At 45.6% G+C, this 24,682-nt stretch carries 19 protein-coding genes; 8 read left to right on the top strand and 11 right to left on the bottom strand.

What is annotated here, in order from left to right; all coding sequences use genetic code 11:
* Positions 1-35: 35 nt before the first annotated feature.
* Complete coding sequence (gene dtd, locus NDA03_RS03830; RefSeq protein WP_190430052.1) at positions 36-491, bottom strand: D-aminoacyl-tRNA deacylase; 456 nt, start codon at positions 489-491, stop codon at positions 36-38.
* A gap of 126 nt (positions 492-617) precedes the next feature.
* Positions 618-1,757: a GTP-binding protein gene (locus NDA03_RS03825; RefSeq protein ID WP_348237341.1), complete on the bottom strand. Its 1,140-nt coding sequence runs from the start codon at positions 1,755-1,757 to the stop codon at positions 618-620.
* 547 nt (positions 1,758-2,304) lie between these two features.
* Between NDA03_RS03825 and cysS the strand changes: the two genes are divergently transcribed.
* From cysS to NDA03_RS03810, 3 genes are all read left to right on the top strand, one after another.
* Positions 2,305-3,795 carry a cysteine--tRNA ligase gene (gene cysS, locus NDA03_RS03820; RefSeq protein ID WP_348237340.1) on the top strand — a complete coding sequence of 497 codons (1,491 nt, stop codon included), beginning with the start codon at positions 2,305-2,307 and terminating at the stop codon, positions 3,793-3,795.
* Positions 3,796-4,231: 436 nt separating this feature from the next.
* Positions 4,232-5,779, top strand: a complete 1,548-nt coding sequence (locus NDA03_RS03815; protein WP_348237339.1) for an ATP-binding protein — start codon at positions 4,232-4,234, stop codon at positions 5,777-5,779.
* 546 nt (positions 5,780-6,325) lie between these two features.
* Positions 6,326-7,351, top strand: coding sequence for a hypothetical protein (locus tag NDA03_RS03810; RefSeq protein WP_348237338.1), 1,026 nt, complete (start codon positions 6,326-6,328; stop codon positions 7,349-7,351).
* 125 nt (positions 7,352-7,476) lie between these two features.
* On the opposite strand, the gene NDA03_RS03805 is transcribed toward NDA03_RS03810, so the two are convergent.
* The 3 genes from NDA03_RS03805 to NDA03_RS03795 all read right to left on the bottom strand — a co-directional run bounded on the left by NDA03_RS03805 (position 7,477) and on the right by NDA03_RS03795 (position 11,088).
* Entirely contained in the window at positions 7,477-8,481 is a 1,005-nt protein-coding gene (locus NDA03_RS03805; RefSeq protein ID WP_190440522.1) for a ribose ABC transporter permease, read from the bottom strand.
* Positions 8,478-10,022 carry a sugar ABC transporter ATP-binding protein gene (locus tag NDA03_RS03800; RefSeq protein ID WP_190527183.1) on the bottom strand — a complete coding sequence of 515 codons (1,545 nt, stop codon included), beginning with the start codon at positions 10,020-10,022 and terminating at the stop codon, positions 8,478-8,480. The genes NDA03_RS03805 and NDA03_RS03800 overlap by 4 nt, the downstream gene beginning before the upstream one ends.
* Before the next feature lie 88 nt (positions 10,023-10,110).
* Complete coding sequence (locus NDA03_RS03795) at positions 10,111-11,088, bottom strand: ABC transporter substrate-binding protein (RefSeq protein ID WP_348237337.1); 978 nt, start codon at positions 11,086-11,088, stop codon at positions 10,111-10,113.
* 700 nt (positions 11,089-11,788) lie between these two features.
* On the opposite strand from NDA03_RS03795, the gene NDA03_RS03790 reads away from it, so the two are divergent.
* Positions 11,789-11,914 (top strand): hypothetical protein, encoded by a 126-nt coding sequence (locus NDA03_RS03790; protein ID WP_277879374.1) that lies wholly within the window; start codon positions 11,789-11,791, stop codon positions 11,912-11,914.
* Between the two features lie 200 nt (positions 11,915-12,114).
* Positions 12,115-14,259 (top strand): peptidase domain-containing ABC transporter, encoded by a 2,145-nt coding sequence (locus NDA03_RS03785; RefSeq protein WP_348237336.1) that lies wholly within the window; start codon positions 12,115-12,117, stop codon positions 14,257-14,259.
* A 10-nt stretch (positions 14,260-14,269) separates the two neighbouring features.
* Here NDA03_RS03785 and NDA03_RS03780 read toward each other — a convergent pair whose 3' ends face one another.
* The 4 genes from NDA03_RS03780 to NDA03_RS03765 all read right to left on the bottom strand — a co-directional run bounded on the left by NDA03_RS03780 (position 14,270) and on the right by NDA03_RS03765 (position 20,359).
* On the bottom strand, positions 14,270-15,001 hold the full coding sequence (locus NDA03_RS03780; RefSeq protein WP_348237335.1) for a hypothetical protein: 732 nt from the start codon (positions 14,999-15,001) through the stop codon (positions 14,270-14,272).
* 1,012 nt (positions 15,002-16,013) lie between these two features.
* The gene (locus tag NDA03_RS03775) at positions 16,014-16,718 is read right to left on the bottom strand and encodes an actin-binding WH2 domain-containing protein (protein WP_190410010.1); all 705 of its coding nucleotides are present in this window, start codon (positions 16,716-16,718) and stop codon (positions 16,014-16,016) included.
* Between the two features lie 329 nt (positions 16,719-17,047).
* The gene (locus tag NDA03_RS03770) at positions 17,048-18,760 is read right to left on the bottom strand and encodes an adenylate/guanylate cyclase domain-containing protein (RefSeq protein WP_348237333.1); all 1,713 of its coding nucleotides are present in this window, start codon (positions 18,758-18,760) and stop codon (positions 17,048-17,050) included.
* Positions 18,761-18,799: 39 nt separating this feature from the next.
* On the bottom strand, positions 18,800-20,359 hold the full coding sequence (locus tag NDA03_RS03765) for an FAD-dependent oxidoreductase (RefSeq protein ID WP_348237331.1): 1,560 nt from the start codon (positions 20,357-20,359) through the stop codon (positions 18,800-18,802).
* A 166-nt stretch (positions 20,360-20,525) separates the two neighbouring features.
* On the opposite strand from NDA03_RS03765, the gene NDA03_RS03760 reads away from it, so the two are divergent.
* Both NDA03_RS03760 and NDA03_RS03755 read left to right on the top strand, forming a co-directional pair.
* Positions 20,526-21,749 (top strand): damage-control phosphatase ARMT1 family protein, encoded by a 1,224-nt coding sequence (locus NDA03_RS03760; RefSeq protein ID WP_348237330.1) that lies wholly within the window; start codon positions 20,526-20,528, stop codon positions 21,747-21,749.
* 178 nt (positions 21,750-21,927) lie between these two features.
* Entirely contained in the window at positions 21,928-22,221 is a 294-nt protein-coding gene (locus NDA03_RS03755; protein ID WP_190410007.1) for a hypothetical protein, read from the top strand.
* A gap of 99 nt (positions 22,222-22,320) precedes the next feature.
* Here the strand turns inward: NDA03_RS03755 and NDA03_RS03750 are convergent, their stop codons facing one another.
* Both NDA03_RS03750 and NDA03_RS03745 read right to left on the bottom strand, forming a co-directional pair.
* Positions 22,321-22,500, bottom strand: a complete 180-nt coding sequence (locus NDA03_RS03750; protein WP_190410006.1) for a hypothetical protein — start codon at positions 22,498-22,500, stop codon at positions 22,321-22,323.
* Between the two features lie 200 nt (positions 22,501-22,700).
* Entirely contained in the window at positions 22,701-22,973 is a 273-nt protein-coding gene (locus tag NDA03_RS03745) for a hypothetical protein (protein WP_348237329.1), read from the bottom strand.
* 308 nt (positions 22,974-23,281) lie between these two features.
* Here NDA03_RS03745 and NDA03_RS03740 point away from each other — a divergent pair, with 308 nt between their 5' ends.
* The gene (locus NDA03_RS03740; RefSeq protein ID WP_348237328.1) at positions 23,282-24,592 is read left to right on the top strand and encodes an HlyD family efflux transporter periplasmic adaptor subunit; all 1,311 of its coding nucleotides are present in this window, start codon (positions 23,282-23,284) and stop codon (positions 24,590-24,592) included.
* Positions 24,593-24,682 lie beyond the last annotated feature (90 nt).

Below are 24,682 nucleotides of genomic sequence, written 5' to 3'. Positions count from 1 at the left end.
GGAAATTTACAGCTTTTGAGTCCATCTTATTCAAGTTAAGTCGCTTCTCGTTCTAGCAGCAAAGTAACAGGGCCATCATTTTCAATTGCTACCTGCATCATCGCCCCAAATTCGCCTGTTTCCACGCGCAAACCGCTCTGGCGCAACTTAGCGATAAACTGTTCGTAAAGATTTTGAGCGATCGCAGGCGCAGCAGATTTATCAAAAGAGGGGCGGCGTCCTTTGCGACAATCTCCATAGAGGGTGAATTGGCTGACTACCAGCAGTTCACCCTCAATTTCTAGGACTGATTTCTCCCAACGTCCGCTACCATTCTGCTCATCTGGAAATAAGCGCAATTCCAGACATTTACGAGCCATCCACTCCAGTTCGGCTTCGGTATCTGTTTCGGCAATGCCTACGAGTAAATTAAGTCCGCGCCCAATTTTACCGACTACTCGATCTGAAACTTCAACTTGTGAGGATTTAACTCGCTGAATGACAACGCGCATAATTAGCTTCGATACATCTGTCGGGACATGACAATGCCATGCCCCGACCAAAAATTAGAGCCGCAATCTATTTGACCTAACTGAGAAAAGCGATTAGGAATTTAGCAATTAGCTAATTCCTAAAAACTATTTCCCAAAGCCTTTACCGCGAGAAGTAGAAGGCAGACAAACACAACTTTTGATTTGTTGTTGCAGAGTTTCTTTATCTAAATCCTGACCAATCAGTACCAACTGGTTTTTTGGTTTTCCTGCCCAGTCTTCATCATCGATGGAGAAGCGCTTGCCGCACAAGTGGAAGATATGACGCCGAGGACTTTCATCAAACCAAAGAATCCCTTTGGCACGGAAGACGGTCGAGGGCAACTGATTATCTAAGAAATTTTGAAATTTCTTGATCGCAAAAGGCTTGTCGCTTTCAAAGGAAATCGAGGTAAACCCGTCATTTTCCAAGTGGTGGGAATGATGATCGTGGTCGTGATGGTCGTGAGTGCAAACGCCATGATCGTGATCGCAACTACTATGATCGTCGTGATGATCGTGATGATCGTGGTCATGACCGTGGTCGTGGTGGTGATGGTCGTGACCCTTTTCTGCCTCGTCGTTTTGGAAATATTTGTCAGTCTCAAATAAACCGACGCTAAGAAGTAACGGCAGCGGAACCTGTCCTTTGGTGGTTCGCATAATCCGGGCACCGCCTTTCATATCCCGAATTCTGACTTCTAAGGAGTCTAAGTCGGCTTCATCCACCAAGTCTGCCTTGTTGAGCAGGATGATATCACCGTATGCGATCTGGCTGGCGGCGGCTTCGCTGTTGAATAAATCGAGACTGAAGTTTTCCGAATCTACCACCGTAATGATGGAATCTAGACGAGTCATGTCTCGCAGTTCTGTACCTAAAAAGGTAAGTGCCACTGGCAGGGGATCTGCGAGTCCGGTTGTCTCGACTACCAGATAATCGACCTTTTCTTCGCGTTCCAGAACTTTGTAAACGGCTTCGACGAGATCGTTATTAATGGTGCAGCAGATACAACCGTTACTTAACTCCACCATGTCCTCGCCGGTGGTGACAATCAGCTCATTATCAATGCCGATCTCACCAAATTCATTAACCAGAACAGCGGTTTTGACGCCTTGCTGATTGCTCAAGATGTGATTGAGGAGGGTGGTTTTGCCACTGCCAAGGAAACCTGTAATGATCGTCACGGGTAAGCCGTGCTTGGGGGCATCTATCTCTGGAGATTGACTGGGAGTGGTGGCTGGTTGCATAGTGCGACTTTCAGATTTTCTCAAAAAACGTTGATAGAGCTATACGTAAATTACTGTAGGAGCTAAGCGCTAAGCGGAGTGTAGGTTTAGCTCCCGATGATGGCTTGAAATGGAGATCCAACCTTTTACTTTATAGCAAGCGAACAGCTTCGCATACGCGCTAACAGAGCGATCGCTCTCTCCCTCCAGCTTACCTAACTCTGAAGAAGGCATTCTCCAATCCTTTTCGCATCGCCTAAGCATTTTTCATCTTGAAGCGAATTTCGATCAGTAAAGCAATGTTGTTAGCGTTAGTGTTAGCGGATGCGAACTGACAAGTCAGCGCTAGGCTAACGCCTCGCTTCGCTAACGCTATCGCGTTAAGTCGATGTTGAAGCGCATGATGTTGTGTTGAAGCCGCATTGCTCCCTAGTTACTCTCTTAAGCACCTACTTTTTGAGACTTAATTAGCGACAAAGTAAAATTTTAATTCGGATGAATGGATGGCTTGCTGACCAGGGAATTTAAAATACTGATACAGATGCACTTTATTTCTTAAGTTCTAGGAATGGCCCTAACACTCTACAACACCCTCACTCGTCGCAAGGAAGCCTTTGAACCCGTTGAACCCGGTAAAGCCGGGATGTACTACTGCGGCGTGACGGTGTATGACTATTGCCACTTGGGTCATGCAAGAGCTTGCATCGTCTGGGATGTGACGCGCCGTTATCTGCAATTTGTCGGCTATGACGTGCGCTATGTGCAGAATTTTACTGATATTGATGACAAAATCCTCAACCGGGCGCGTCTTGAAGGTTCGTCAATGGAAGAAGTCGCCGAGAAATACATCCAAGCTTATTTTGAGGATATGGCGCGGCTGAATATCAAAGAAGCCGATGAATATCCGCGTGCTACACACACGATCAATGGGATTCAGCGGCTGATTCACGAGTTGGAACAGAAAAATTTTGCCTATCCCGCTGGGGGTGATGTTTACTATGCGGTGCGTCAATTTCCGGAGTACGGCAAGTTGTCGGGACGCAAGTTAGAAGATATGCAAGCGGGCGCGAGTAACCGGGTGGAGGTGGAAGACCTGGAAGCGTCCAAGAAAAGAGATCCGTTTGATTTTGCGCTGTGGAAGGCGGCAAAACCGGGGGAACCCGCCTGGGAATCGTCTTGGGGTGCGGGTCGTCCAGGGTGGCACATTGAATGTTCGGCAATGGTGCGCGATCGCTTGGGCGATACAATCGACATCCACGCTGGCGGTGCTGACTTAATTTTCCCTCACCACGAGAACGAAATTGCCCAATCAGAAGCGGTGACTGGCAAGCCGTTAGCAAACTACTGGTTGCATAACGGGATGGTGACGGTAAATGGCGAGAAGATGTCTAAGTCTCTGGGCAACTTTATCACCATTCGCGAGTTACTCGATCGACCCGTCGATCCAATGGCAGTGCGGCTATTTGTTCTTACAGCCCAATATCGCAAGCCGATTGATTTTACCGATGAAGCAATACAAGCGGCGACAAACGGTTGGAATACGCTAAAAGAAGGTCTGTTGTTTGGCTATCAGTATCGCTCTCAGCTGGGTTGGGATACAAATCCCTCAGACAAGGATGCAAACTTAGACAATGAAACTGTAGAACGTTTTAAGACATCTGTCGATGATGATTTGAATTTTCCAGGCGGCTTAGCAATCCTATTTGAGCTGGCAAAAAGTATAAACCGCGATCGGAACCTCTTGGTGCATCAGGGCAAAACTGAGACACCCTTGCCTGTGCTTGAGCGTCAATGGCATACGCTAGTTAGTTTGGCAAATGTTTTGGGTTTAGATGTGGTAATTAGAGGCATTGTTAATGCAACACTGCCCGCCCCAACTGTTAGTGCGAGCGGCAGAGCTGGTTTAAGTGATGCAGAGATTGAAGCGATGATTCAGCAGAGACAGGAAGCGAGAAGTGCGAAAAATTTTGCTGAAAGCGATCGCATTCGCAACGAGCTACAAGCCAAGGGCATTACTCTAATTGATAGCCCGGATGGTACACGATGGCATCGTAACTAAGATGAGCATAGCGGCAACTGCCTATGTTGCACCAATAGCGATCGCCTTGACGAGATTTTCAGCAGGAGCGATCGCTTTCTTCTTTCTCACCCTCACTCTCGTCATCTGAGTCTCATCCTGACTTTGCCAGCGCTGTTTATAACGCTTTTGAGTTTAGCAATTTGGCTACCTTGGCTGATTGCTTGATTAGGAGAGTGGCTAAAAGCCTACAAAATGGCATCTACACAAAAGAAGAGTGCTAATTCACACCCGTGGTAGAGGCTTTGCGTTTAAAGTTTCCGTATAGTGTATCGAACAACACGTAAATTTACGTAAGCGATCGCGATCGCTGTTTCCGGATTAAGCGATCGCAAACGTGTAGAGATCGGTAGCACTACGCAGCTTTTTCAAAAGCTTGATAGTAGCCATACTGAATCAGGGCATTAACAGAGGTGCGATGGGACTGATGCACAAAATTCCAGAAGACACTTCTCACTGGACGGACTACTCACAAGAAATGCTAAGCAGGACTCAACAACAAGTAATGCCCTGGGCATGGATTGAGCAAGCATCAGTAACCCGGACTGAGGATTTTGAACAAAGCCAAACAGATGCGACTTCCCAACCGTCACCCCTACATTTAGATTCGACGCTAGAAGAATTAACGCTCTACGACGCTAGTATCGAGTCGGAACGTGCCGTAGAGGAAGCAATCCAGATTTTTGAAGCGAACCCATTGCTTCCTGGCATGATTATTACCGAACAAGGTAATTTCGTCGGAATGATTTCGCGACGGCGCTTCTTTGAATCTATGCGCCGTCTCTACAGCTTAGAGTTATCTTCCCCGCCCTCTCTGAAGGCACTCTACAGCATTGCCCGATGTGAGATTTTAGTATGCGATCGCAACAGTTCCATTGTCGAAACTGTACAGCAGTCCTTAAAGCGATCGCCCGAACTCATTTACGAACCGATCGTCGTGCAACTGCAATCGGGAATTTGCAGACTCTTAGACGTACATCAGTTACTCATTGCTCAATCGCAGATTCATCAACAGGCAGCAGAAGCACTGCGGCAATCAGAAGCTCAATCCAGAGAGAAAACAACCCAGTTGGAGCAAACCCTGCATGAACTCCAGCGTACTCAAGCTCAACTGATTCAGACCGAAAAAATGTCTGGGTTGGGACAAATCGTTGCCGGTATCGCCCACGAAATTAATAACTCTGTCAGCTTTATTTACGGCAATCTCACCCATGCCAGCGAGTATGCTTACGACTTGCTGCACTTGCTGCACCTGTTTATCCAGCACTATCCTCAGCCAGTGCCAGAGATACAAGCAGAAATGGAAGACATTGACCTGGATTTTCTGAGGTCAGATTTGCCGAAACTTCTATCTTCAATGCAGGTAGGTGCAGAACGGATCTCTGAGATTGTTCTTTCCCTGCGGAACTTCTCTCGGCTCGACGAAGCAGAAGTGAAGTGTGTCAATATTCACGAAGGCATCGACAACACGCTCCTGTTTCTACAAAATCGGCTCAAAGGCAGAGGTATACGCCCTGATATTGTGGTTCAAAAAGACTATGGCGACCTTCCTTTTGTAGAATGCAATGCTGGGCAACTCAACCAAGCATTCATGAATATCTTCTGCAATGCAATTGAGGCACTAGAAAAGGAAATTAGTCACAGACAAGGAAATACCCATTACCCATCACCGATAATTCGGATTCGCACGGAAGTCGGAGATAACAATCAAGTTGTAATTCGGATTGCAGACAACGGCATTGGAATGACATCTGAGGTACAGCAACGATTATTCGATCCTTTCTTTACGACTAAACCTATCGGCAAAGGAACTGGCTTAGGGTTGTCAATTAGTTATCAAATCGTGGTAGAAAAACACAGCGGTCAATTGACCTATATTTCCGAAACGGGCAAAGGAACAGAGTTTGCGATCGCGATTCCGATTCAGCAGTACAATTCATCCGCTACTCTGTCTCAGTGCGCCTGAGCCAAAATTGCTTCTTGTCTTTTTCTAAACCTTTTTAACTCAATTGTTATGGCAATCCTATTTGAGTGTGGATGCTAGTAGTTCAGATCCCCGACTTCTTTCTCGAAGTCGGGGATCTCGCCTTCACGAATCATTCAGGCTTGCGATATCAAAGTATAGGTACAGTGGATTTCTGTTAGCTGCCTCATTTCAAATCTGGTAGATTTCTCGCAAGAGGAAACCGCTTCCTCTATCTACCCACATTTCAGGGAGGAGAGATAGAGACTTAGACTTGCTTTGGATTTTGGGAAATTGCGAGTAATCAATCGGATTGGATATTACTACCTAATTAGACAGATTAATTTAACATTAGTACAACTCTTTAGATAGACGAGCCAAGAAAATAATAGAGGTAGGGTTTTAACAAAGAGTTTCAAGAAATATGTCTTTAGGCTGCTAACTGACGTAACTGATTGAAGGTCAATTTTTTTACAACCAACATTTGTTCGCTTTTGGCAAGAAAGCTGCCAAAGTCAGTATTTTTTAGCCTAAGTTCAGGATATTCCCATGAGTACGCAAAATCAGAAACATTCGGTTAAAAAGCTTGTTAGCTTGATGAGCGTTGCTGGCGCTAGTGTTTTCCTCAGTTTTCCAGCATTAGCCCTCATCAATTCCAACTCTAGTACGAGAAGCCAACAATTATTAGCTCAGAGTACTCCAGGTGGGACACAAACAAATCCATCTGGCGCTGGTGCTAACCAACAAACTCCCGCTGGTACGGGTACGGGTACTAACCAACAAACTCCCGCTGGTACGGGTACGGGTACTAACCAACAAACTCCCGCTGGTACTCGTACTGGGCAACCTAACTATGAGGTAATTAGCCCAGGAGTTGTGCAACAGAATCCGGCAGGTGCGGGCACTACCCAGCAAACTCCAGCAGGCACGGGAACTGGTACAACTCAGCAAACTCCAGCAGGAACTGGCACTGGGCAACAAACTCCAGCAGGTGCGGGTACTACCCAGCAAACTCCAGCAGGCACGGGAACTGGTACAACTCAACAAAATCCAGCCGGAACTGGCGCTGGGCAACAAACTCCAGCAGGCGCGGGAACTGGTACAATTCAGCAAAATCCAGCCGGTACAGGTACTGGACAACAAACTCCAGCAGGTGCGGGAACTGGTACAACTCAGCAGAATCCGGCAGGTACAGGTACAGGTACTGGGCAACAAACTCCAGCAGGTGCGGGTACAACTCAGCAGAATCCAGCCGGAACTGGGGCTGGGCAACAAACTCCATCTGGTGCGGGTGCAACTCAGCAGAATCCAGCCGGAACTGGGACTGGGCAACAAAATCCAGCAGGAACGGGCACTACCCAGCAGAATCCCGCAGGTAATACAGGGGCTACGCAACGGAGTGGTCGGCAGGGCAATTATACTCAGTACATGAGACTTGGGTACGCTGCAACCCAACAAAGAGATTACCAAACTGCTTTGATTAACTTTAGAAGGGCACTTAATCTACGTCCTGGGGATTCATATGCGACACGAGCGATTAGCAATGTAGAAAGCTATCTTCAACGCAGTCGTTAGTTAAATCTTCGGTGAGGATCGGCAAACAGGGAGTCGCGATCGCGACTCCCTGTTTTTTGTTTTTTAGACTTATTCTGCCTGACGCGCGATCGCTTCCTACCAGTCTGTCATCGAAAGCTCAACGCTTACGCAGCGCTAGTGCGGGTGCGAAGTTTGTCAATCGTCACGGCGATAATGATCACAAGACCTTTAACAACCAACTGCCAGAAAAATGACACGTTCATCAGGGTTAATCCATTGTTGAGGAGGGCAATAATTAAGGCACCGAGTAAAGTCCCCCAGATGGTGCCAATGCCACCCGTGAAGCTAGTTCCTCCCAAAATTACGGCAGCGATCGCATCAAGTTCGTAGCCTTGACCTAACATACCCGTCGCACTGTAGAGACGCGAGGCGCTCATCACTCCGCCTAAACCGGAAAGCAACCCACTTACACCATAAACAAATAACAGCACCCGACTTACCTTAATTCCTGTCAGCCGTGCTGCTCGTATGTTACCGCCTACGGCGTAAATATGCCTTCCTAATACTGTCCGTCTTAAAACAAACCAACTCGCTACAACGGCAAGCAAAGCAATCACAACTAGCCAGGGAATGGGGCCAAGATAATTGTTACCTATCCAAGCAAAATTTAGATTTCGATTTAGAACGGTTGTGCCATTAGCAACTAAGTAAGCAACACCCCGCAAGGCTGTATAAGAACCAAGCGTGACGATAAAAGGTGGCAAACCTAAATAGGCAATCAACGACCCATTTAGTAAGCCTAACCCTAATCCCGCTAATAGGGCGGCTGGTATGGCAAGTAAACCAAGACCTGGGATCAACGAGACAAGCACCCCGACAACTGCTGTCACGCCCAAAATTGACCCCACAGAAAGGTCAATTCCTCCGGTCAAAATGACAAATGTCATCCCGGTCGCTAGCACGATATTGATCGATGCTTGCCGAATGACATTAATCAGATTTCCGGGCGAAAGAAAGCTTGGCGTAACAATTGAAAAAATTATACAGATTGCAACCAAAATCGGTAGGATACCAGCAACCTGAATGAAATTTTTCCAAGCTTGACGATTACTCGCTTTAGAGCGATCGCTCGTTCCATTTCTGGTGGTTCTTACTTCTGTTTGACTCATGATTTTGCTACCTCTCTTGCCCCTGTGGCATAACCCATGATGTTCTCTTGTGTAATTGCTTCCCCAGTTGAGCCGCCTACTTCACCAACCAGGCTTCCCGCACGCATCACCAAGACGCGATCGCTCATTCCCACGATTTCCGGCAGTTCGCTGGAAATCATCAAAATGGCTACACCTTTTGCTGCCAGATCGCTAATAATTCGATAAATTTCGCTTTTCGCGCCGATGTCAACGCCGCGCGTAGGTTCATCGAGCAAAAGTACCTTGGGATTAATTGCCAACCAACGGGCTAGCAATAACTTCTGCTGATTTCCCCCAGATAAATCCATTGCCCTGATGCTTGGGCTGGCAAGACGAATCCCTAAGTTGCTAACGGCATCAGCCACAATTTTAAAAAGGGATTTTGAGTTGATGATGCCAGAGGTTGCCTCTCGTCCAAGAACATTCATAGTGATATTTTCACCAGAACTTATCTCCAGAAATAGACCGAGATCCTTACGATCTTCTGGGACATAGGCAATTCCCGCTTTAATTGCATCATCGGGTGTCGAGATATTGAGAGAACGACCTTCCAGCTTTATTTCACCGCTAGCCTTTCGGTCAGCACCAAAAATAAGACGAGCAATTTCAGTTCTGCCTGCGCCAACCAAGCCTGCTAAACCAACAATTTCCCCAGCATGCAGTTTAAAACTCGCAGATTTTACCTTGCGCCCATCACTTAAATTCTTTACCTCAAGGACTACTGAGCCAGGATGGGTTTGACGCTTATGTTCGTATAAATCCTGTAAAGAACGACCCACCATCATTTCTACTAAGCGAGGGGCGGAAATTTCACTCCTCTCCAGAGAGCCTATATACCCGCCATCTCGAATCACGCTAACGCGGTCAGCAAGCGCATAAATCTCTTCCATCCGATGGCTAATGTAAATAATCGCAATCCCTTCATTCCGCAAGCGGCGAACAACCTCAAAAAGTTTCTCTGTCTCTCGGTCTGAAAGCGCTGCTGTCGGCTCATCCATTACTAGAATGCGGCTCTTGTGTTTGAGCGCCCTAGCAATTTCAACTTGCTGCTGTTCTGCAATGGAAAGGGTTGAAACCAGGTCGCCCGCATCAAAACTCGCGTCGAGGTTTCTCAATACCTCAGATGCTTGATGCCGCATTCCGTCTCGGTCAATGAAGGTGCCTCCTTTCTTAAGTTCGCTCCCCATAAAAATGTTTTCAGCAACGGTCAGATTTGGGGCGAGATTAAGCTCTTGATAAATAATGGCTATACCCAAATCTCTGGCTTGACCTGGGTCTGTCATCTTAACAGCTTGACCGTCAATTCTGATTTCCCCTGCATCGGCTATATAGGCTCCAGCCAGGATTTTCATCAGCGTACTCTTGCCTGCACCATTTTCACCCATAAGGGCATGAACTTCCCCAGGATAAATAGTGAGATTTACATCATGCAAGGCGGTGAAACCATTAAAGGTTTTTGTAATTCCTTGCATTTCGAGTACGGGTTTAGTTTTTATTGAGGGTTGAGTGCTACTTGCCATCAGAAATCCCTGTAATGTTTGTGAAAATACGATTCAAATTGATGGATTATCAAGTCATAAATTGGTGCAATTAACGACAAAAACTTGGTTATTCACTTGTCCAGCCTTTATGCTGATTCACGTTTTCACGAGTAACCAACGTGACTGGAATGAGAATGTCTGGATTGGCAGGCTTGTTCCCTTTGATAATGTCATTCCCGACCTCAACTGCCTTGGCTGCCATGCGAAAGGGGTCTTGAGCCGCAGTCGCAACAAATAAACTATTTTCCTGCTTGAGCGCATCTAGAGCTTCGGGTGCGCCATCGACGCCAACAATAAAGAACTCTTTCCGTTGTGCTTGGGTAGCAGCTAGCTCCGCACCAATCCCACAAGGGTCATTAATTGCAAAAACGGCATCAATTTTTGGGAAGGATGTGAGCAAATCGCTCATGACTCTCAATCCCCCATCACGGCTACCTTCTGCATTCTGATCTTTTGAAAGGATCTTGATATTGGGATATTTGGAAAATACGCTCAGACATCCTTGGACTCGCTCAACGACTGAAGCAACAGGAGGGCCGTTGATAATTACAACATTGCCTTGACCCTTCAACCGATCGGCAATGTATTGACAACTTACTTCACCTGCTTGCACGTTATTAGAGGTAACAGTGGCATCAACACCTCCTTCAGCGGCAGTATCAACTGCAATGATTGGAATTCCTGCTTGTTTAGCTTTTTCAACCGCTGCAAAAATCCCCTTACTGTCAGCAGCATTAAGTATAATCATGCTGACATCTGAGGCAATGAAATTTTCGATTTGATTAAATTGCTGATTTAAATCGTCCCCGCTAGAGACGAGCGTTGTGCTAACGTCCGCACCGCCAATTCTCTTAGCTGCCGCCTCTGCACCCTTACCAACTTGTACAAAGAAGGGGTTGCCGAGATCGCGGACTGTGACAGCAACGGATGAAAGTTCTGAACTATTTTGTTGGCTGTTTTGAGCGTTCTGGGGAGCTGACGTGCAACTCACAAGAGCGCTACTAGCTAGACTAAAAAGACTCAATGCGATCGCTACTCGTTTCACCTTAAACTCCAATGAATGCTCATTTGGAAAGAGTCGCGCGAATAATAGCCTGCAAACCCAACAGCAATCCTTGTCGGATCTAAGCTTTAATCCCTAACGTTTTAGGCAAAAAGCTCTCCAAGTCTAGGGTTAGACCATTTTTTTCTTTTTTGCTAGTAAAATTTTCTCGATCCGCTTGGTAGAAGGCTTATTTAAAGAAAAATCTTCAGGAATACCCTCCTTATTTCCTCTTAAGAAGAGTTAGTTTTTCCTAAAAAGTATTAAAATTTGTGTAAGCATTCTAGGGTTTCAAAGCTAGAGAAAACTTTTTAGCAAAAGCCACTAAAGGTTTTGTTTAAAGGCTTGCAGAGTCTTCTTCTATTGAACTCACGATATTGTATATATTGCGACTTAAATACTGAGTTAGCATCAATCTCAAGATAGAGGCAAGACATTTAAAACAAGCAATTTCATTGAGTTTTGTGTATTAATTCTGATAAAAATTATTGGGATTATTTGTTAAATTCTTAATAGTAGACTAAAGTAGTTATAGCTAGGCAATATCGGCTTGTAAATAATTAATAATTTTTTGCTTTAAAGTATCTGATTTAAGGTAACTAGACAGGAAACTTTTAAAAAAGCTGGTATTGCTCAGACGCCTCATATTAGATCCAAACGCCATAATTGCAGAAATGTTTGACTAAGGGGTTATCAAACATTCATGACAAGTTATGTAAATGTGGTTACTTGCGTCTTGATTGAGATTTTCGCTTTGGAGCGATCGCTCCCATCGTTGAGCTGGGTTGATGAAAACCCAAATATGCGTCTCTTATCTGCTGCTTTGTGATTGATGCTCGTTGCGAAAACTGACTGAGGCGGTCACGAATGTCAAAAGGAAGCAGCCACGATCTTCTTGTAGTGACTGCTTTTGAGCGCCTCCTAACTCTATCAACCGTTCAAGTTGACCATTAGATTTTGTCTATAGTGCGCCTATAGTGTGTTAGTTACCGAACCGCATAAATCCTGACACTATGGCATGAGTTAAGCATGAAGTACGAGCATGTCTTACAACACAGTGAAGAAGACTGCGGAGCAGCTTGTCTTGCTGCGATCGCGAAACACCACGGGCGGACTTTTACGCTCAACCGCATCCGTGAAGCCGTAGGCACTGGACAGCTAGGAACCACATTGCTAGGACTCCGGCGGGGTGCAGAAGCACTCGGTTTTAATGCTAGAGCAGTGAAAGCTTCACCACAGATTCTTGACAAATTGAAGCAAGCACCGCTACCAGCCGTCATTCACTGGAAAGGCTACCACTGGGTTGTTTTATACGGGCAACACCGGAAAAAATATGCGATCGCCGATCCCGCTGCCGGCATCCGTTACCTCACTAAAAACGAGCTAGCGGCAGGCTGGACAAATGGCATCATGCTGTTACTAGAGCCAGACTCCGCCCGCTTTTTTGCCCAAGTTGATGATAAAGTTGGCGGTTTTGGGCGTTTCTTTAAACCCGTCTGGGCTTACCGAGGGATTCTGGCTGAGGCATTTATCATTAACCTTGTCTTGGGGTTGCTTTCCCTGACATCCCCCTTCCTCATCCAAATCCTCACCGATGATGTGCTGGTTCGGGGGGATACCCAGCTACTAACGGGTGTCGTGACTGCTGTTATGGTGATGAATGTTGTATCCAGTAGCCTCAGACTGGTGCAATCTAACCTAATCGCCCATTTTTCTCAACGGCTCCAATTAGGCTTAGTTTTAGAATTTGGCAGAGCAATTTTGCGTTTGCCGCTTTCCTATTATGAAGCTCGTCGCAGTGGCGAAATTGTCAGCCGCTTGCGAGATATTCAAGAAATTAATCAGTTAGTTTCTCAAGTCGTTGTCAGCTTGCCGAGCCAGCTATTTATTGCCATCGTTTCTTTTAGTTTGATGTTGTTCTACAGCATCAAACTAACAAGTGTTGCTGTGTGCATTGCTGTTGTTATGACAATTTCCACAATTATTTTCCTGCCGACACTGCAACAAAAAACTCGGAGCTTATTAGTCTTAGAAGCAGAAAATCAAGGCATTTTAGTTGAAACTTTTAAAGGGGCACTGACGCTCAAAACGACTACATCTGCACCGCAATTTTGGGAAGAATTTCAGAGTCGCTTCGGTCGCCTTGCTAATATCACCTTCCGGACAATTCAAATTGTCATTATCAACAGTACCTTTTCTGGATTAGTTTCTAGTATTGGTAGCGTCATTTTACTTTGGTTTGGCAGTAGCTTGGTGATTAATAAAGAATTAACTATTGGGCAACTGTTAGCTTTTAACGGCATGAATGGAAACTTTCTAGCGTTTATTGGGGCAGTCGTGGGATTTGTCGATGAACTCACTCGCGTTCAAACCGCCACCCAACGTCTTACGGAAGTAATTGACTCTACACCAGAAAATCCAGTTGATGACAAAAGACCCTTTGCTAAAATTCCGGGAGATGCAGATATTATTTCCACAAATCTCAACTTCCACCACGCTGGCAGAACTGACCTTTTAGAAGATTTTTCGCTAACCATTCCTGGAGGAAAAGTTATTGCACTCATTGGTAAATCTGGTTGTGGTAAAAGCACCCTAGCAAAATTAATCGCTGGATTATATTCACCACATTCTGGAAATCTCCGCATTGGCATCTATAATCTGCAAGATTTATCACTTGATTGCTTGCGACAACAGGTGATTCTCGTTCCCCAAGAGCCTCACTTTTGGAGTCGCTCAATTGTGGAAAACTTCCGCTTAGGTTCCCCGCACGTTGCATTTGAGCAGATTGTGAGAGCTTGCCAGATTGCGGGTGCAGATGAATTTATCAGCAAGCTACCCGACAAATATCAAACCGTTTTGGGTGAATTCGGGGCAAATATTTCTGGCGGACAGCGGCAACGATTAGCAATTGCCAGGGCGATTGTAAACGAGCCGCCAGTTCTGATTTTAGATGAATCCACGGGGGGACTCGATCCGGTGAGCGAAGCGCAAGTTTTAGAGCAGTTGCTGTCTCACCGCCAAGGCAGAACCACCATTTTAATTAGCCACCGCCCCAGAGTAATTAATCGAGCTGATTGGATTGTTTTTCTGGAGCAAGGTCGCTTGAAATTGCAAGGTTCTCTGGAGGAGCTACAAGCCCAAACTGGCGCTCATTTGGACTTTTTGATTCCCTAAAGTGAAATGATTATTTTACAGAGGCATTGGTGAGGTTAACATTGCTGGCAGAGGATGCGGAGAGGCTTTTTATGGTAACGTTCGCAGTAGCGGATGTCGTGTTGTCGCCTAAGAAAATCAGGTTGGAAGTTGTGTAAGGGTTGAGATATCCGGGAGGCGGTGTAAATCCGGTATATTGACGCAGATTGCCTTGCAAAACAGGAAAGGTAGAACCGTTCATAAACAGTTGATACTGGTTGTCTTTTACATACAATACATAGTTATTCATTGTTTTCTGGACGTTGAAAGTTACTTTCTCGCCTTGAGTAAAGCCAACGTTTTGCGCCCAGATGCTATTTTGCCAGAAACCTAATTCCAGCCCATAAGGTTGCGTTTCACCAGAGACGCCATTGCTCATCACAATCAGACTGAAGCCTGCACGATTGTTGTTGAGGTGAGTTTCTGAACTCACCTTGACGTTGAAACTGATGCTATATCCGGTACTGCGGTCAAGCAGCACTGGCGATACTTTGAAGTAGCCTGCTTGATTACTAGTATTACCCGTATTCAAAATAGTGCCTTCAGTGGAAGGCGTTGCAGTCGGTACAGGAGACTTAAAAGCATTTTCTTTATATTCCCATCCTTGTTGAGCGGGCGTTTGATTTGGCTGCGATACGCCGTCGTAAAGAGGAACGGCGTTAGCAGAAGTGGCTCCCATCGCTAAGGTAAAGCCAACAGTAAGGGCGGCTAGAGTTTTTTTCATGAGTTTGTTTCCTTTGATGACCATCTCGTAAGTAAAAAGCCGATGTTTATAATTTTTTTGCGGGTTGGACTAGCATGAGAATGCAGGTTGTCTTTGAGCTTTAACGCCAAAATTGGCTTAGGAGATTTTGGATGGTACTTAAGACAGAAGACAGAAAAAATTAGTAGTTGCGGGATTTTTAATTGTCATTGCTACCTGTTTCTCCTACCTACCACTTCCAAAAACGTTCATCGCTTAACAAACCTGCAACACCTTACAGGGGCGAGACAAAGCTTCTAAAAACTTCATAACTGGAAGCGATCGCTCTCATACATCTCATAAAGCCGATGCATGACACTAGGAACTCTCGAATTCCTAATCAATCCTGATTCCAGATACTTTACATCTTGCACCTACCAAATCAAAGCTCTGCCTTGATTCCTCTCGTTCTCTAGGCTGACGCTTAGAAACGAGGGGTGGATGGATTGTTGCCTTCCCAGTTCCCAGAGTAAGGTGCAAAATGTCCGTGTTCCCTACCCTACACTCAAATATCCAAATTCAACGAACTGTAGCTTCGCTACTGAAATGAGTAGATTTCACCGCTGATCTGAGGATATTGCTATCAGTATTATCACCGATGAAATAATCCTTTACCCTAAATTTATAATTTAGGGGCTTTAAATGAAGTTTCTGTGAATTAAGCGCGATCCTGCAAGCGATCGCATCATTTTCTGATATTAATCGTGAGCCAGAATCACTTGTTAATATTATCTAGCCGAAGTTTTTTCCTTAAAAACAGTAACGACTTACTACAGAAATTACAACTATCAACTATCTATCGATATATATAGCAGTTCTCACTTTGTTTCGATATCTACTCGTAACCTCACCCCTAACCTCTTCTCTGAAAGTGAGGAGGAGCAGGGGTGGGTTTATGTACTGCTTCCAAACAAGAATTCCGATATTTTAGCTAAGACCGAGCTAAGTAGGATGGACAATCCTGAACGTAGACAAGTGCTATTTGAGTGCAGCTTTAATTAAAACCTAGAAGGTGTCCAATTGCTTTGAAAATACTCAGATAAAAATTCCCTTCCATCGGTCGAAACAATACAAATTGTCCAGGAGTTCCAAAAAAGGGTCTGAGTGTCCAACCTAATTGACAGCCAACTAAAGCATAAAGAATTAACCAAAATTTCAGAACTCTGGTACGAGTTTCTTGTGCTGCTTCGCTATCTTGTACGGACATAAACTGTATTCCCTGATAGAGGAAAGTGACGCCAGTCAATCCGGTGAGAGCAAAGATACCCACATTTAACAATACAAAAAATTGGTAGTTGTGGGCGGTCAACAGAAAAACTAGCGCTACGGGTGCCAAGCTAAATTCTAAAACGCTAATCACGGCGACAGAAGTTAGAAGCATGGCGAAATACTGTCCAATACTTTTGCTTGAGCCAAAAAGAATGCTGAAAAAATATAAAGTTGGCAAGCAAAGAATCAGCGTGATTAAGTAAAAGCAGGGAAGTTTAACAGCAGAGGACAATGCTTGTAAAAAGCTATGAGATGAACCGATAATTGCGCCATAGGCGGCAAAAAAGAGGGAACTACAAACGAGTAGAGAGGTGATTTTACTGGGAAGTCTTACGCCTTGACGAATTTCTTCCATAAATCCTTGGCGATCGCGTAGCAGCCCCATTAAAACGGTAAAGTAGTGGGTGGTTTGAAATTCTTGTTTAATCATGGTGCGATCTTTTGACTCAGAGCCAAGAGAGGTTCAATAATAAACTGGGGATGATCTACATTCCTTAACCTCGCTTTTTCGAGTTGAGCCGGAAATATTTAGAGATTGGCTTGTTCGCAGTCCTGAAAAACGTGAGAATCGCAAGTCTTCTACAAAAATCTATAGTGGAATCGCGCTGACTTCAGCCCTGAACTAAAGTTAGGGATAAGAGCTAAAATCAGTTGAAATTGGCCCAAATACTGGGGAAACAAAGGCTTTTAACCTGTTTTAAGCTTTAGCTTTAAGGTGAGAGATTTATCTCAAGGCTCTTATATATCAGTACCATTCATCTATCGTGAATCGTCTTGATGTCTGCCTTTGAGGAGAAAGCTTTTCATCTCCCCTTTACCTTTTACCTGGATAGTTCCCCGTTCCTGAAACTGGTACTTATGCCGTAAGCGTTCATAAGTTGCTCCTGTCACTTGAATGCAACCCGCAATGCCTTGGGATTCCATACGGCTAGCAATATTCACCGTATCGCCCCATAAATCATAGATAAACTTTTTCGTGCCAATAACGCCTGCAACGACGGGACCGGTATTAATTCCAATTCGGATGGTGTAGTGTTGAGGGCGAGAAGTAGACAACGCTTCGCCAATCTTGGTACTTAAGCAAGTCATTTCCTCCAGCATATCCAGTGCCATTTCCGCGATCGCTTCCGCGTGATCTTCTGAAGGCATTGGCAGTCCTCCTACCACCATATAAGCATCTCCAATTGTCTTAATTTTCTCCAAACCGTGGCGATCTGCCAGTCGATCGAAGGCTGAGAAAATCTGATTGAGCAACTCAACCACATCAGTTGGGGAAATCCGAGCCGAAAGCTCAGTAAAACCAACAATGTCAGCAAACAATACCGTCACATCGGCAAAGTTTTCCGCAATCGTGCGCTGTTCCTGTTTTAATCGATGAGCGATCACTTCTGGAAAGATATTTAGCAGCAGACGCTCAGATTTTTCCTGTTCTGCTTGCAAATTTTTTAAAGCGGTAGCGAAGATATTTGCAATCACCCCAGATAGCAACACCGCCGTCAATACTGTCATCGCTTGCAGTACCGTAGCTAGCGTGCTGGTTCGGGCGATTTCAAGGCGCGATCGCTGTACGTCAGCATTTGCCAACCCAATTACTTTAGTGGAAACACTTGCCGCTTGCTCGTCAAAAGTGCTGATTTTGCTTCTAATTTGAGCGTCGAGGTTGATAATTTCTCGGATCGCTAACTCGTAAGCATTCAGATACTCCCACGCCGCCGCCTTCTGAGTGGCATTGAGTTGGGGTGCTTGTTGAATTCCCTGGCGCAAACGTTCCACCGCCTCATACACCGCCTGGATTTTGTCCTCCTGACGGTTGGAGAGATATTCTTTCTCCACCGACTGCATTTCCCGATATGAAATCATCAACTCCGAACTGGCAGAGAGTTGCAGCGTGTCGTGCAATAGCCGCGAATTTTGCTCTAACCGCGCCAGCACCCCCACATCATCGATTCCCAGCGTCCCCACCAACGCCACAGCTTCTTTAAAGCTGCTAGCATAGCGCTCGACAAGCTCTACATAAGCCACCAATTCCGGATTGCTCCGACGCAAAGCATCGCTAACCTTCCCACCATTGAGTAACTCTTGCAACTGGCTGCTGATATCCAGGGCTTTGTCAATTTGCTCCCGATGCGCCTGGACATAATCCTGGCTAGCGCTGGAAAATCCCATAGAAGGCCAGCTCAAAAAAAAGTCTTTTTCCAGTTGGCGGGCGTCTTGTAAGGCGGCATCCATCTGAAATACTTTTGCCTGCACCTCAATGCTGGTGAGAATCGCCGCTTCTGTCTCTCGCACCACTGCATTCAGCGACAGCCAGCTCGTCATCGCGACTTGTGTAATCAGCAGCAGCAGCGCCACAACTGCCCAAGTAAACTTGCTGGTAATGCTCAAGCGATGCCAGAGTTTACCTAAGGATAAAGGATGAAGTCTCAAGCGTGAAGTATCAAGTGTAAAATTTCCTCTTTTAGGCTTCATCATGCTTGCCTCTATGGTTTCTTTTACCCTTACCGAAGGGCTTCACCCTAGATTCTTCAGGCTTCTATAATCGCCTCCGGAGCCATATTTCCAAGCTTGGAGGAAGCGATCGCAGTAGTATCGAGGCAGTGGCGGTAACGTCTTCGTCCACGGTTGCAGGGCGGTTGCTAGAGGATATAAAGCCGTGTAAATTCCCAAGTTTAGGTAGTGAACCATCCAATCTAGAAGCATCGGGATTCCCACTAAGGGAATAATTCGAGCCACTAATCCGGGGTAAGTGACGGCTGTTTTTAACAGGGTTTTTGATAAGGAGGGAAACTGGACGACATCTTGTAAAAATGGGCGTAATACCTCATCTCCCAGCTGTTCCATCGCTTGAAATACGCTAGAAAGCAACTGGTTGATTTGATTTGGGTCAACTTTTTGCTCGATTCCCACGCCCATTGTTTTTTGAAACAGCCAGGTTACAGCGATATTCGGCTGATAAGGTTGCAAAAGTGCCAAAGCATTCTTATTAAGAGCATCTATTTGTAAAGCCTCGTGAATGCCTCCTGTTAACCGTTTCAGGTGCCGCACCATCCCCCCAAACCCGCCAAAGCTGACGGGAGATTGGTTGCCACTGCTATCTCCTACGGGCAGAATGCGACTCCAAGGCATCTTTAATGAGTTGCGGTAAGAGGGAAAGAAGCCAAATAGCACCCGTTGAAATTGCAGTTGGGACACTTCTACGCCTTGATATTCGGGCAACAGGCGCAGGTATTCTTCAAAGAAGAACTCTAAACTGGGACGACTGGGGTGAGCATCCAGGTAAGTAAATAGATAAGTCGTTCTGCCATCTCGTGCTGGGAAAGCTTCCCAAAAGTATTGGCATTGATTTTGAATCGATGTGAAAGTTGCGATCAGATCGCCGGTTTCGTTGTGAGGAAAGCCTTTGGCGCAACTACCCACGACTAAGCAGACGCCTTCCGGTTTTTCTCCCTGTCGCGCTTGCTGAACAATCGGAGAGAAATGTCCCATCGCATCGATTAACAACCGTGTTTTCATGCCACTGGATGCTTCCACCTTGACGCCATCCGGGTGAACCACTGCCCCTTCAAAGGGAGTGTTTTCAAACAACTGTCCGCCAGCAGCCAGAAACTTTGATTTGAGCGTGTCTAGCAGAAAAACCGGATCGACGCCGATATTCAGGACATCGCGCACCCATACGTCAGAACCTCCTAAAAAACTGACGCGGGCGGGATTATACTCGGTTGCGATCGCTTGCTCTAATTCCGCTTCAGTTAGTAGATTCAGCTCTAAAAATACTTCTAACTCTTGGCGGGAGATATTCCACTCTTGATCTCTACCGCGCAAGATTCCTCTTTCAATCAAGGCAACTCGCCACCCCAACTGAGCTAATGCAGCACCGATTAAAATTCCCAAAGTGCCGCCGCAGATTATTGCATCCCAGTCTACGCTTCCTAGCGGCTCTTGGCTTTCTTTCACCACCATCGGAATCGGTGTAGTGTCTTCCTTGATGGCTTGCCAAAGGCTATCGGCTTTACGCAGTCCGAGGAGAGGATTTCCCGGTACCTGAGATAGAATCTGTTCGGTTAGGCTCATGGATATTTGCAAAAGATGCTCCCAATCCATCCTAATCGGCAAGAGTTCTCAAGGTTGAGGGTTTTGGCTTGATGCGCTTTATGTAACCAGATTTCAGAGTCAATAAAATTGCTTGGCTGCTTAAGTAGAATTACTTTCGACACATGATAAAAAGCGCTATCGCCTAATGTCACAGCAGATTTTACAGCCTCGATTACCGCTTCCTCCACCGCTGATGATGTCCGAGGAAGGTTCGTTTGCAAACATGACGCTTCTGAAGCGAATGCCTGCGATCGCGCAGCGAGTAATTGCTGAAAACGACTTTCCAGCATCGATTGTAGACAACCTGGAAACCTTGATCCGGGAATTGCCAAATGGGATCGTGCGATCGCTCAAAGATGACAATGGCCCAGATTTGGCTGCGTGGACAACATATTTGGCTCCTTTTCTGGGGAAGCGTTGGATAGACATTCCCTGGTTATTTGCAGAGTTATACTTTTTCCGGCGGATTGTGGAAGCAACCAATTACTTTCTGCCAGGATCGAGCCAAGGCGTCGATCCCTACGGATTGCAAAAACGCTTGGGTTTAGAAACGGCAATGGATTCAATCCGGGCAATCGCCGCTAGGATTGGGTATCATACAAGCGATCGCCATACTCGTTTAATCCCACTGCTCTATTTTTCACTGTGGGGCAACCGCGCCGATCTCAGCCTTTGGCCTATTGAGGCTGGAGAAAGCGATCGCAGCCGTCAGGAAATTCAGCACGAAGAGGCTCATATTTTGGTCGATGATACACCCATCATTGCGGACAGGATTGCCAGCCTTGATGGGGGAAGAATTGACTTCATCGTCGATAATGCTGGTTTTGAACTCGTCTGCGATTTGTGCTTGGCAGATTTTCTGCTAACCACTCAGGCGGCTGAGATTTCCCTGCACCTGAAGCGGTATCCTATCTTCGTCTCAGATGCGACCATTCAGGATCTGCACCACACTTTAGAGGTTTTGGCTGCTGACATTGATCGAGAAGTGCGATCGCTTTCTCTGCGCTTGCAAGACGCGATCGCTTCCGGTCGTTTGCGATGCTATGACGATTTATTTTGGACAATGCCCTTGCCTTTCTGGGAAATGCCCGAAGCTTTGCGACAAGAGTTAGCACCCGCCAGCCTAATTTTTGTTAAAGGAGATGCTAACTACCGCCGCTGTTTAGGCAATCGCCAGTGGGACTTTACCACCCCTTTTCAAGACATTGCGTGCTACTTCCCAGCGCCGTTGGTAGCACTCCGCACGCTCAAATCGGAACTGGTGGCAGGTTTACAGCCAACTCAGATAAAAACACTTTCTGCTGAAGATCCTCAATGGTTAACCAATGGACAGCGAGGCGTCATCCAGTTCGTTGACTTCGCTGGTTAGAAGCGATCGCGAAAAGTTGCCCATACCGACTACGCACACAAAGCCGACTGCATTATTACAACCAACGGTATCAAATGCTAATCTCCCAAAAGTGGGAGGAAAAGCTGTTTTTATTTACGTAAGTTTTAAGCACGGCACAAGTTTCCAACGCTTCAAAGTTTATTTTGAGGGCAACATCATGACTGTAGGTGCAAACAACCAACCAATGCAACCTCAAGACCAATCCCTGTTTGCAGAACTATCCGAACAGGAACAAGAGGCAGTGGCTGGAGGTTTAGATTTATTCAGTTTTGACTTTGACGATTTGAAGGCTGAGATTCCCAATGGCACTCTCAATCTCAGTCCATTTAACATCAGTTTCACGATTGACGATACCAGCTATACAGCTCAACTAACAGAACCAGCAACAATATCAATCGTGGATGGAACTTTGACTGGAACTGGAGGAAATTTAACAGTTACTAGCAGTTAAATTGTCAATTTATTCGCTGCAACTATTCAGTTAAACCACATAGCAACCCCCCTATTTTAAAATTAGGGTGGGTTTTTTCATGGTTGACCAAACCCAGGCTCAAGCCACGAGTTTTTCTTTGCCATCAAGTAATAAACGCAGCATTTTTGAAAAGAGCGATCGCAAGGCGAGCATCGCATCCCTTTGAACAATTGATTGCTGATAATAATCTTTGAATAAAAGATTCTCAACACAGAAAATTTCTTCCAAAACACGTTTTTGATGCCTTGCAGATTTCATTTCCGTCCTTCAGGCAAAATAAAAAAGATGCGATAGAGCAAAACTGCTCTAGAGACTACTTACAAAAGAATATAGAATTGCGGCTTTTCTTTAAAAAGTGCCACAATTCCATTGATTCTGCCTGAAGAACCAGCTCAATTTCGCCTTAATAATCAATGATTTCAGGAAAAAAAGTTAATCGGACATTACTTTCAATAAGGTTATTGCAGTCCGTTGCCTCCGTCTTCAGGGAGTGTCGCTGGGATCGTTACATAACCACCTTCTTCACCAAGCCACAGGGTGATAAAATACCCACCCTCATCGTTAACTTCCAGTGGAGTGACAACATTCCCTCCAATCGGTATGCTGCCAGGTGTCGTGGGTGTGTGAAAACCGCCTGTAATGGTGGCAGCTTCCTCATCCGTGAGTTCTTCTAGAAGATTGAACTCCACCGTTTCCAGTTCGGAAAGCGCTAGAGCAAAGGGATGGGGCATAAAATCCTCCTAAATTTTCAAGTGTATTGTTGTTAACTAATTAGAGTTTTACTCGGTAGCATAAATGACCGTACCCCTCTGAGGTAAGGTTTTACATCAAAACAAACACGCTTTCAACCAATGCGACTCCTAATTAATTTAATAATTTTAAAAAATCAACAAAAAGTATTGTGTAAATTTCAGACAACAGGCTGCGCTAAGAAAAAGCGATTAACTGCTCAAATTTTAAACGATGGCAAAGAAATTAAATTTTATTTAAAGTAAATGCAATCATAGTAGAGAACACTCATTCATTGAATGGGACAATCATGCTTAGTGACAGCAACCCCGACTTTCTCCGCCCAGTCTCTAGCGACGAATTTCTTCCTCCCATCAGCCGATGGACAACGCTAGGGGGATTGTTTTTAGTCGGTACTTTTGGGGTAGCTGTGATGCTTGCCGCTTATACGCAGTACAACATTACTGTTAAAGCTGCTGCCGTTGTGCGTCCTATAGGTGAGCTGCGAATCGTGCAAGCTGCAACAGAAGGAACGATTAAAAGCATCTCTGTGAAAGAAAATCAGGTCGTGAAACAAGGGGATGCGATCGCTATCTTGGATAATTCCCAACTCCAGACGAAAAAAAGCCAACTGAAAGGCAATATCCAGAATAACCAACAGCAACTGAGTCAAATCGCAGCTCAAATCAGTGCCCTTGACAGCCAGCAAAAGGCAGAGTGGAACTTGATGAATCGCAACATTGCCTCAGCGCAAGCGGATCTGGGTCGCAATCAACGAGACTATCAAGAAAAGCAAATTACAACGAAGGCAGAAGTGCAAGAAGCACAGGCATCTGTGGATTTAGCAAGGGTGCAGATGAATCAATATCAACAGCTAGCAAATACGGGCGCGATCGCTCAACTGCAAATCAAGGAAAAAGAAGAAGCTTTCAAAGCCGCGCAAGCGAGACTACAACGGGCAAAAGCCACGCTAAATCCCAGTGCGGCACCCGTAGCAATTGCCAACGAGCGAATCGCTCAAGAAAGAGCAACGGGTGAATCTACCTTAGCAACATTGAACAAAGAACGAAAAACCTTGATTCAGCGTCAAATAGAAATCCAAAATCAACTCAACAGCGACACTTATGAATTTAAACAAATCGGGATGGAACTGCAAAAAAGTACGATCCGTGCCCCAGCATCTGGCACCATCCTCAAACTAGAACTGCGAAATGCCTCTCAGGTGGTGCGTGCAGCCGAACCAATTGCTCAAATTGCTCCCAGCAACACCCCACTCATCGTGAAAGCGCGGGTAGCGGCTCAGGATATCGGGAAAGTGGCGGTTGGGCAAAAGGTACAAATGCGGGTTTCTGCCTATCCCTATCCCGATTATGGAACTCTCTCCGGAAAAGTGAGCGCGATCACACCCGATGCGATCGCGCCTGAAAATAATAACGCCAACGCTCCTGCGGTTCCGCCCTCCTACGAAGTAACCATCCAGCCAGAAAAAATAAATCTGATCAAAGGCGATCGCCCCTATCCGATTCAGCCAGGGATGGAAATTGCCGCAGAGATTATTTCTAGAGAAGAAACTGTACTAACATTTATTCTTAGAAAGGCAAGGCTGCTCACCGATTTGTAGTTAGCCTGCTAGCACGGATGACTTGCTAATTATCCTTTAGTTGTAAGCGAGATAGCACGTTGTTTTCTACAATCAGAGGAAGAGTATTCG

The sequence above is a fragment of the Trichocoleus sp. Lan genome (assembly GCF_039961855.1).
Classification (GTDB): domain Bacteria; phylum Cyanobacteriota; class Cyanobacteriia; order Cyanobacteriales; family FACHB-T130; genus FACHB-T130.
This window is presented reverse-complemented; position numbering and strand designations above follow the sequence as displayed.

Coding starts and splice junctions, on each gene's coding strand:
- NDA03_RS03755 (WP_190410007.1), top strand. CDS start 21,928: ATGACTGTAGGTGCAAACAACCAACCAATGCAACCTCAAGACCAATCC.
- NDA03_RS03800 (WP_190527183.1), bottom strand. CDS start 10,022: ATGGCAAGTAGCACTCAACCCTCAATAAAAACTAAACCCGTACTCGAA.
- NDA03_RS03785 (WP_348237336.1), top strand. CDS start 12,115: ATGAAGTACGAGCATGTCTTACAACACAGTGAAGAAGACTGCGGAGCA.
- NDA03_RS03765 (WP_348237331.1), bottom strand. CDS start 20,359: ATGAGCCTAACCGAACAGATTCTATCTCAGGTACCGGGAAATCCTCTC.
- NDA03_RS03760 (WP_348237330.1), top strand. CDS start 20,526: ATGTCACAGCAGATTTTACAGCCTCGATTACCGCTTCCTCCACCGCTG.
- NDA03_RS03810 (WP_348237338.1), top strand. CDS start 6,326: ATGAGTACGCAAAATCAGAAACATTCGGTTAAAAAGCTTGTTAGCTTG.
- cysS (WP_348237340.1), top strand. CDS start 2,305: ATGGCCCTAACACTCTACAACACCCTCACTCGTCGCAAGGAAGCCTTT.
- NDA03_RS03740 (WP_348237328.1), top strand. CDS start 23,282: ATGCTTAGTGACAGCAACCCCGACTTTCTCCGCCCAGTCTCTAGCGAC.
- NDA03_RS03750 (WP_190410006.1), bottom strand. CDS start 22,500: ATGAAATCTGCAAGGCATCAAAAACGTGTTTTGGAAGAAATTTTCTGT.
- NDA03_RS03825 (WP_348237341.1), bottom strand. CDS start 1,757: ATGCAACCAGCCACCACTCCCAGTCAATCTCCAGAGATAGATGCCCCC.
- NDA03_RS03815 (WP_348237339.1), top strand. CDS start 4,232: ATGGGACTGATGCACAAAATTCCAGAAGACACTTCTCACTGGACGGAC.
- NDA03_RS03805 (WP_190440522.1), bottom strand. CDS start 8,481: ATGAGTCAAACAGAAGTAAGAACCACCAGAAATGGAACGAGCGATCGC.
- NDA03_RS03775 (WP_190410010.1), bottom strand. CDS start 16,718: ATGATTAAACAAGAATTTCAAACCACCCACTACTTTACCGTTTTAATG.
- NDA03_RS03790 (WP_277879374.1), top strand. CDS start 11,789: ATGACAAGTTATGTAAATGTGGTTACTTGCGTCTTGATTGAGATTTTC.
- NDA03_RS03745 (WP_348237329.1), bottom strand. CDS start 22,973: ATGCCCCATCCCTTTGCTCTAGCGCTTTCCGAACTGGAAACGGTGGAG.
- NDA03_RS03780 (WP_348237335.1), bottom strand. CDS start 15,001: ATGAAAAAAACTCTAGCCGCCCTTACTGTTGGCTTTACCTTAGCGATG.
- NDA03_RS03770 (WP_348237333.1), bottom strand. CDS start 18,760: ATGATGAAGCCTAAAAGAGGAAATTTTACACTTGATACTTCACGCTTG.
- dtd (WP_190430052.1), bottom strand. CDS start 491: ATGCGCGTTGTCATTCAGCGAGTTAAATCCTCACAAGTTGAAGTTTCA.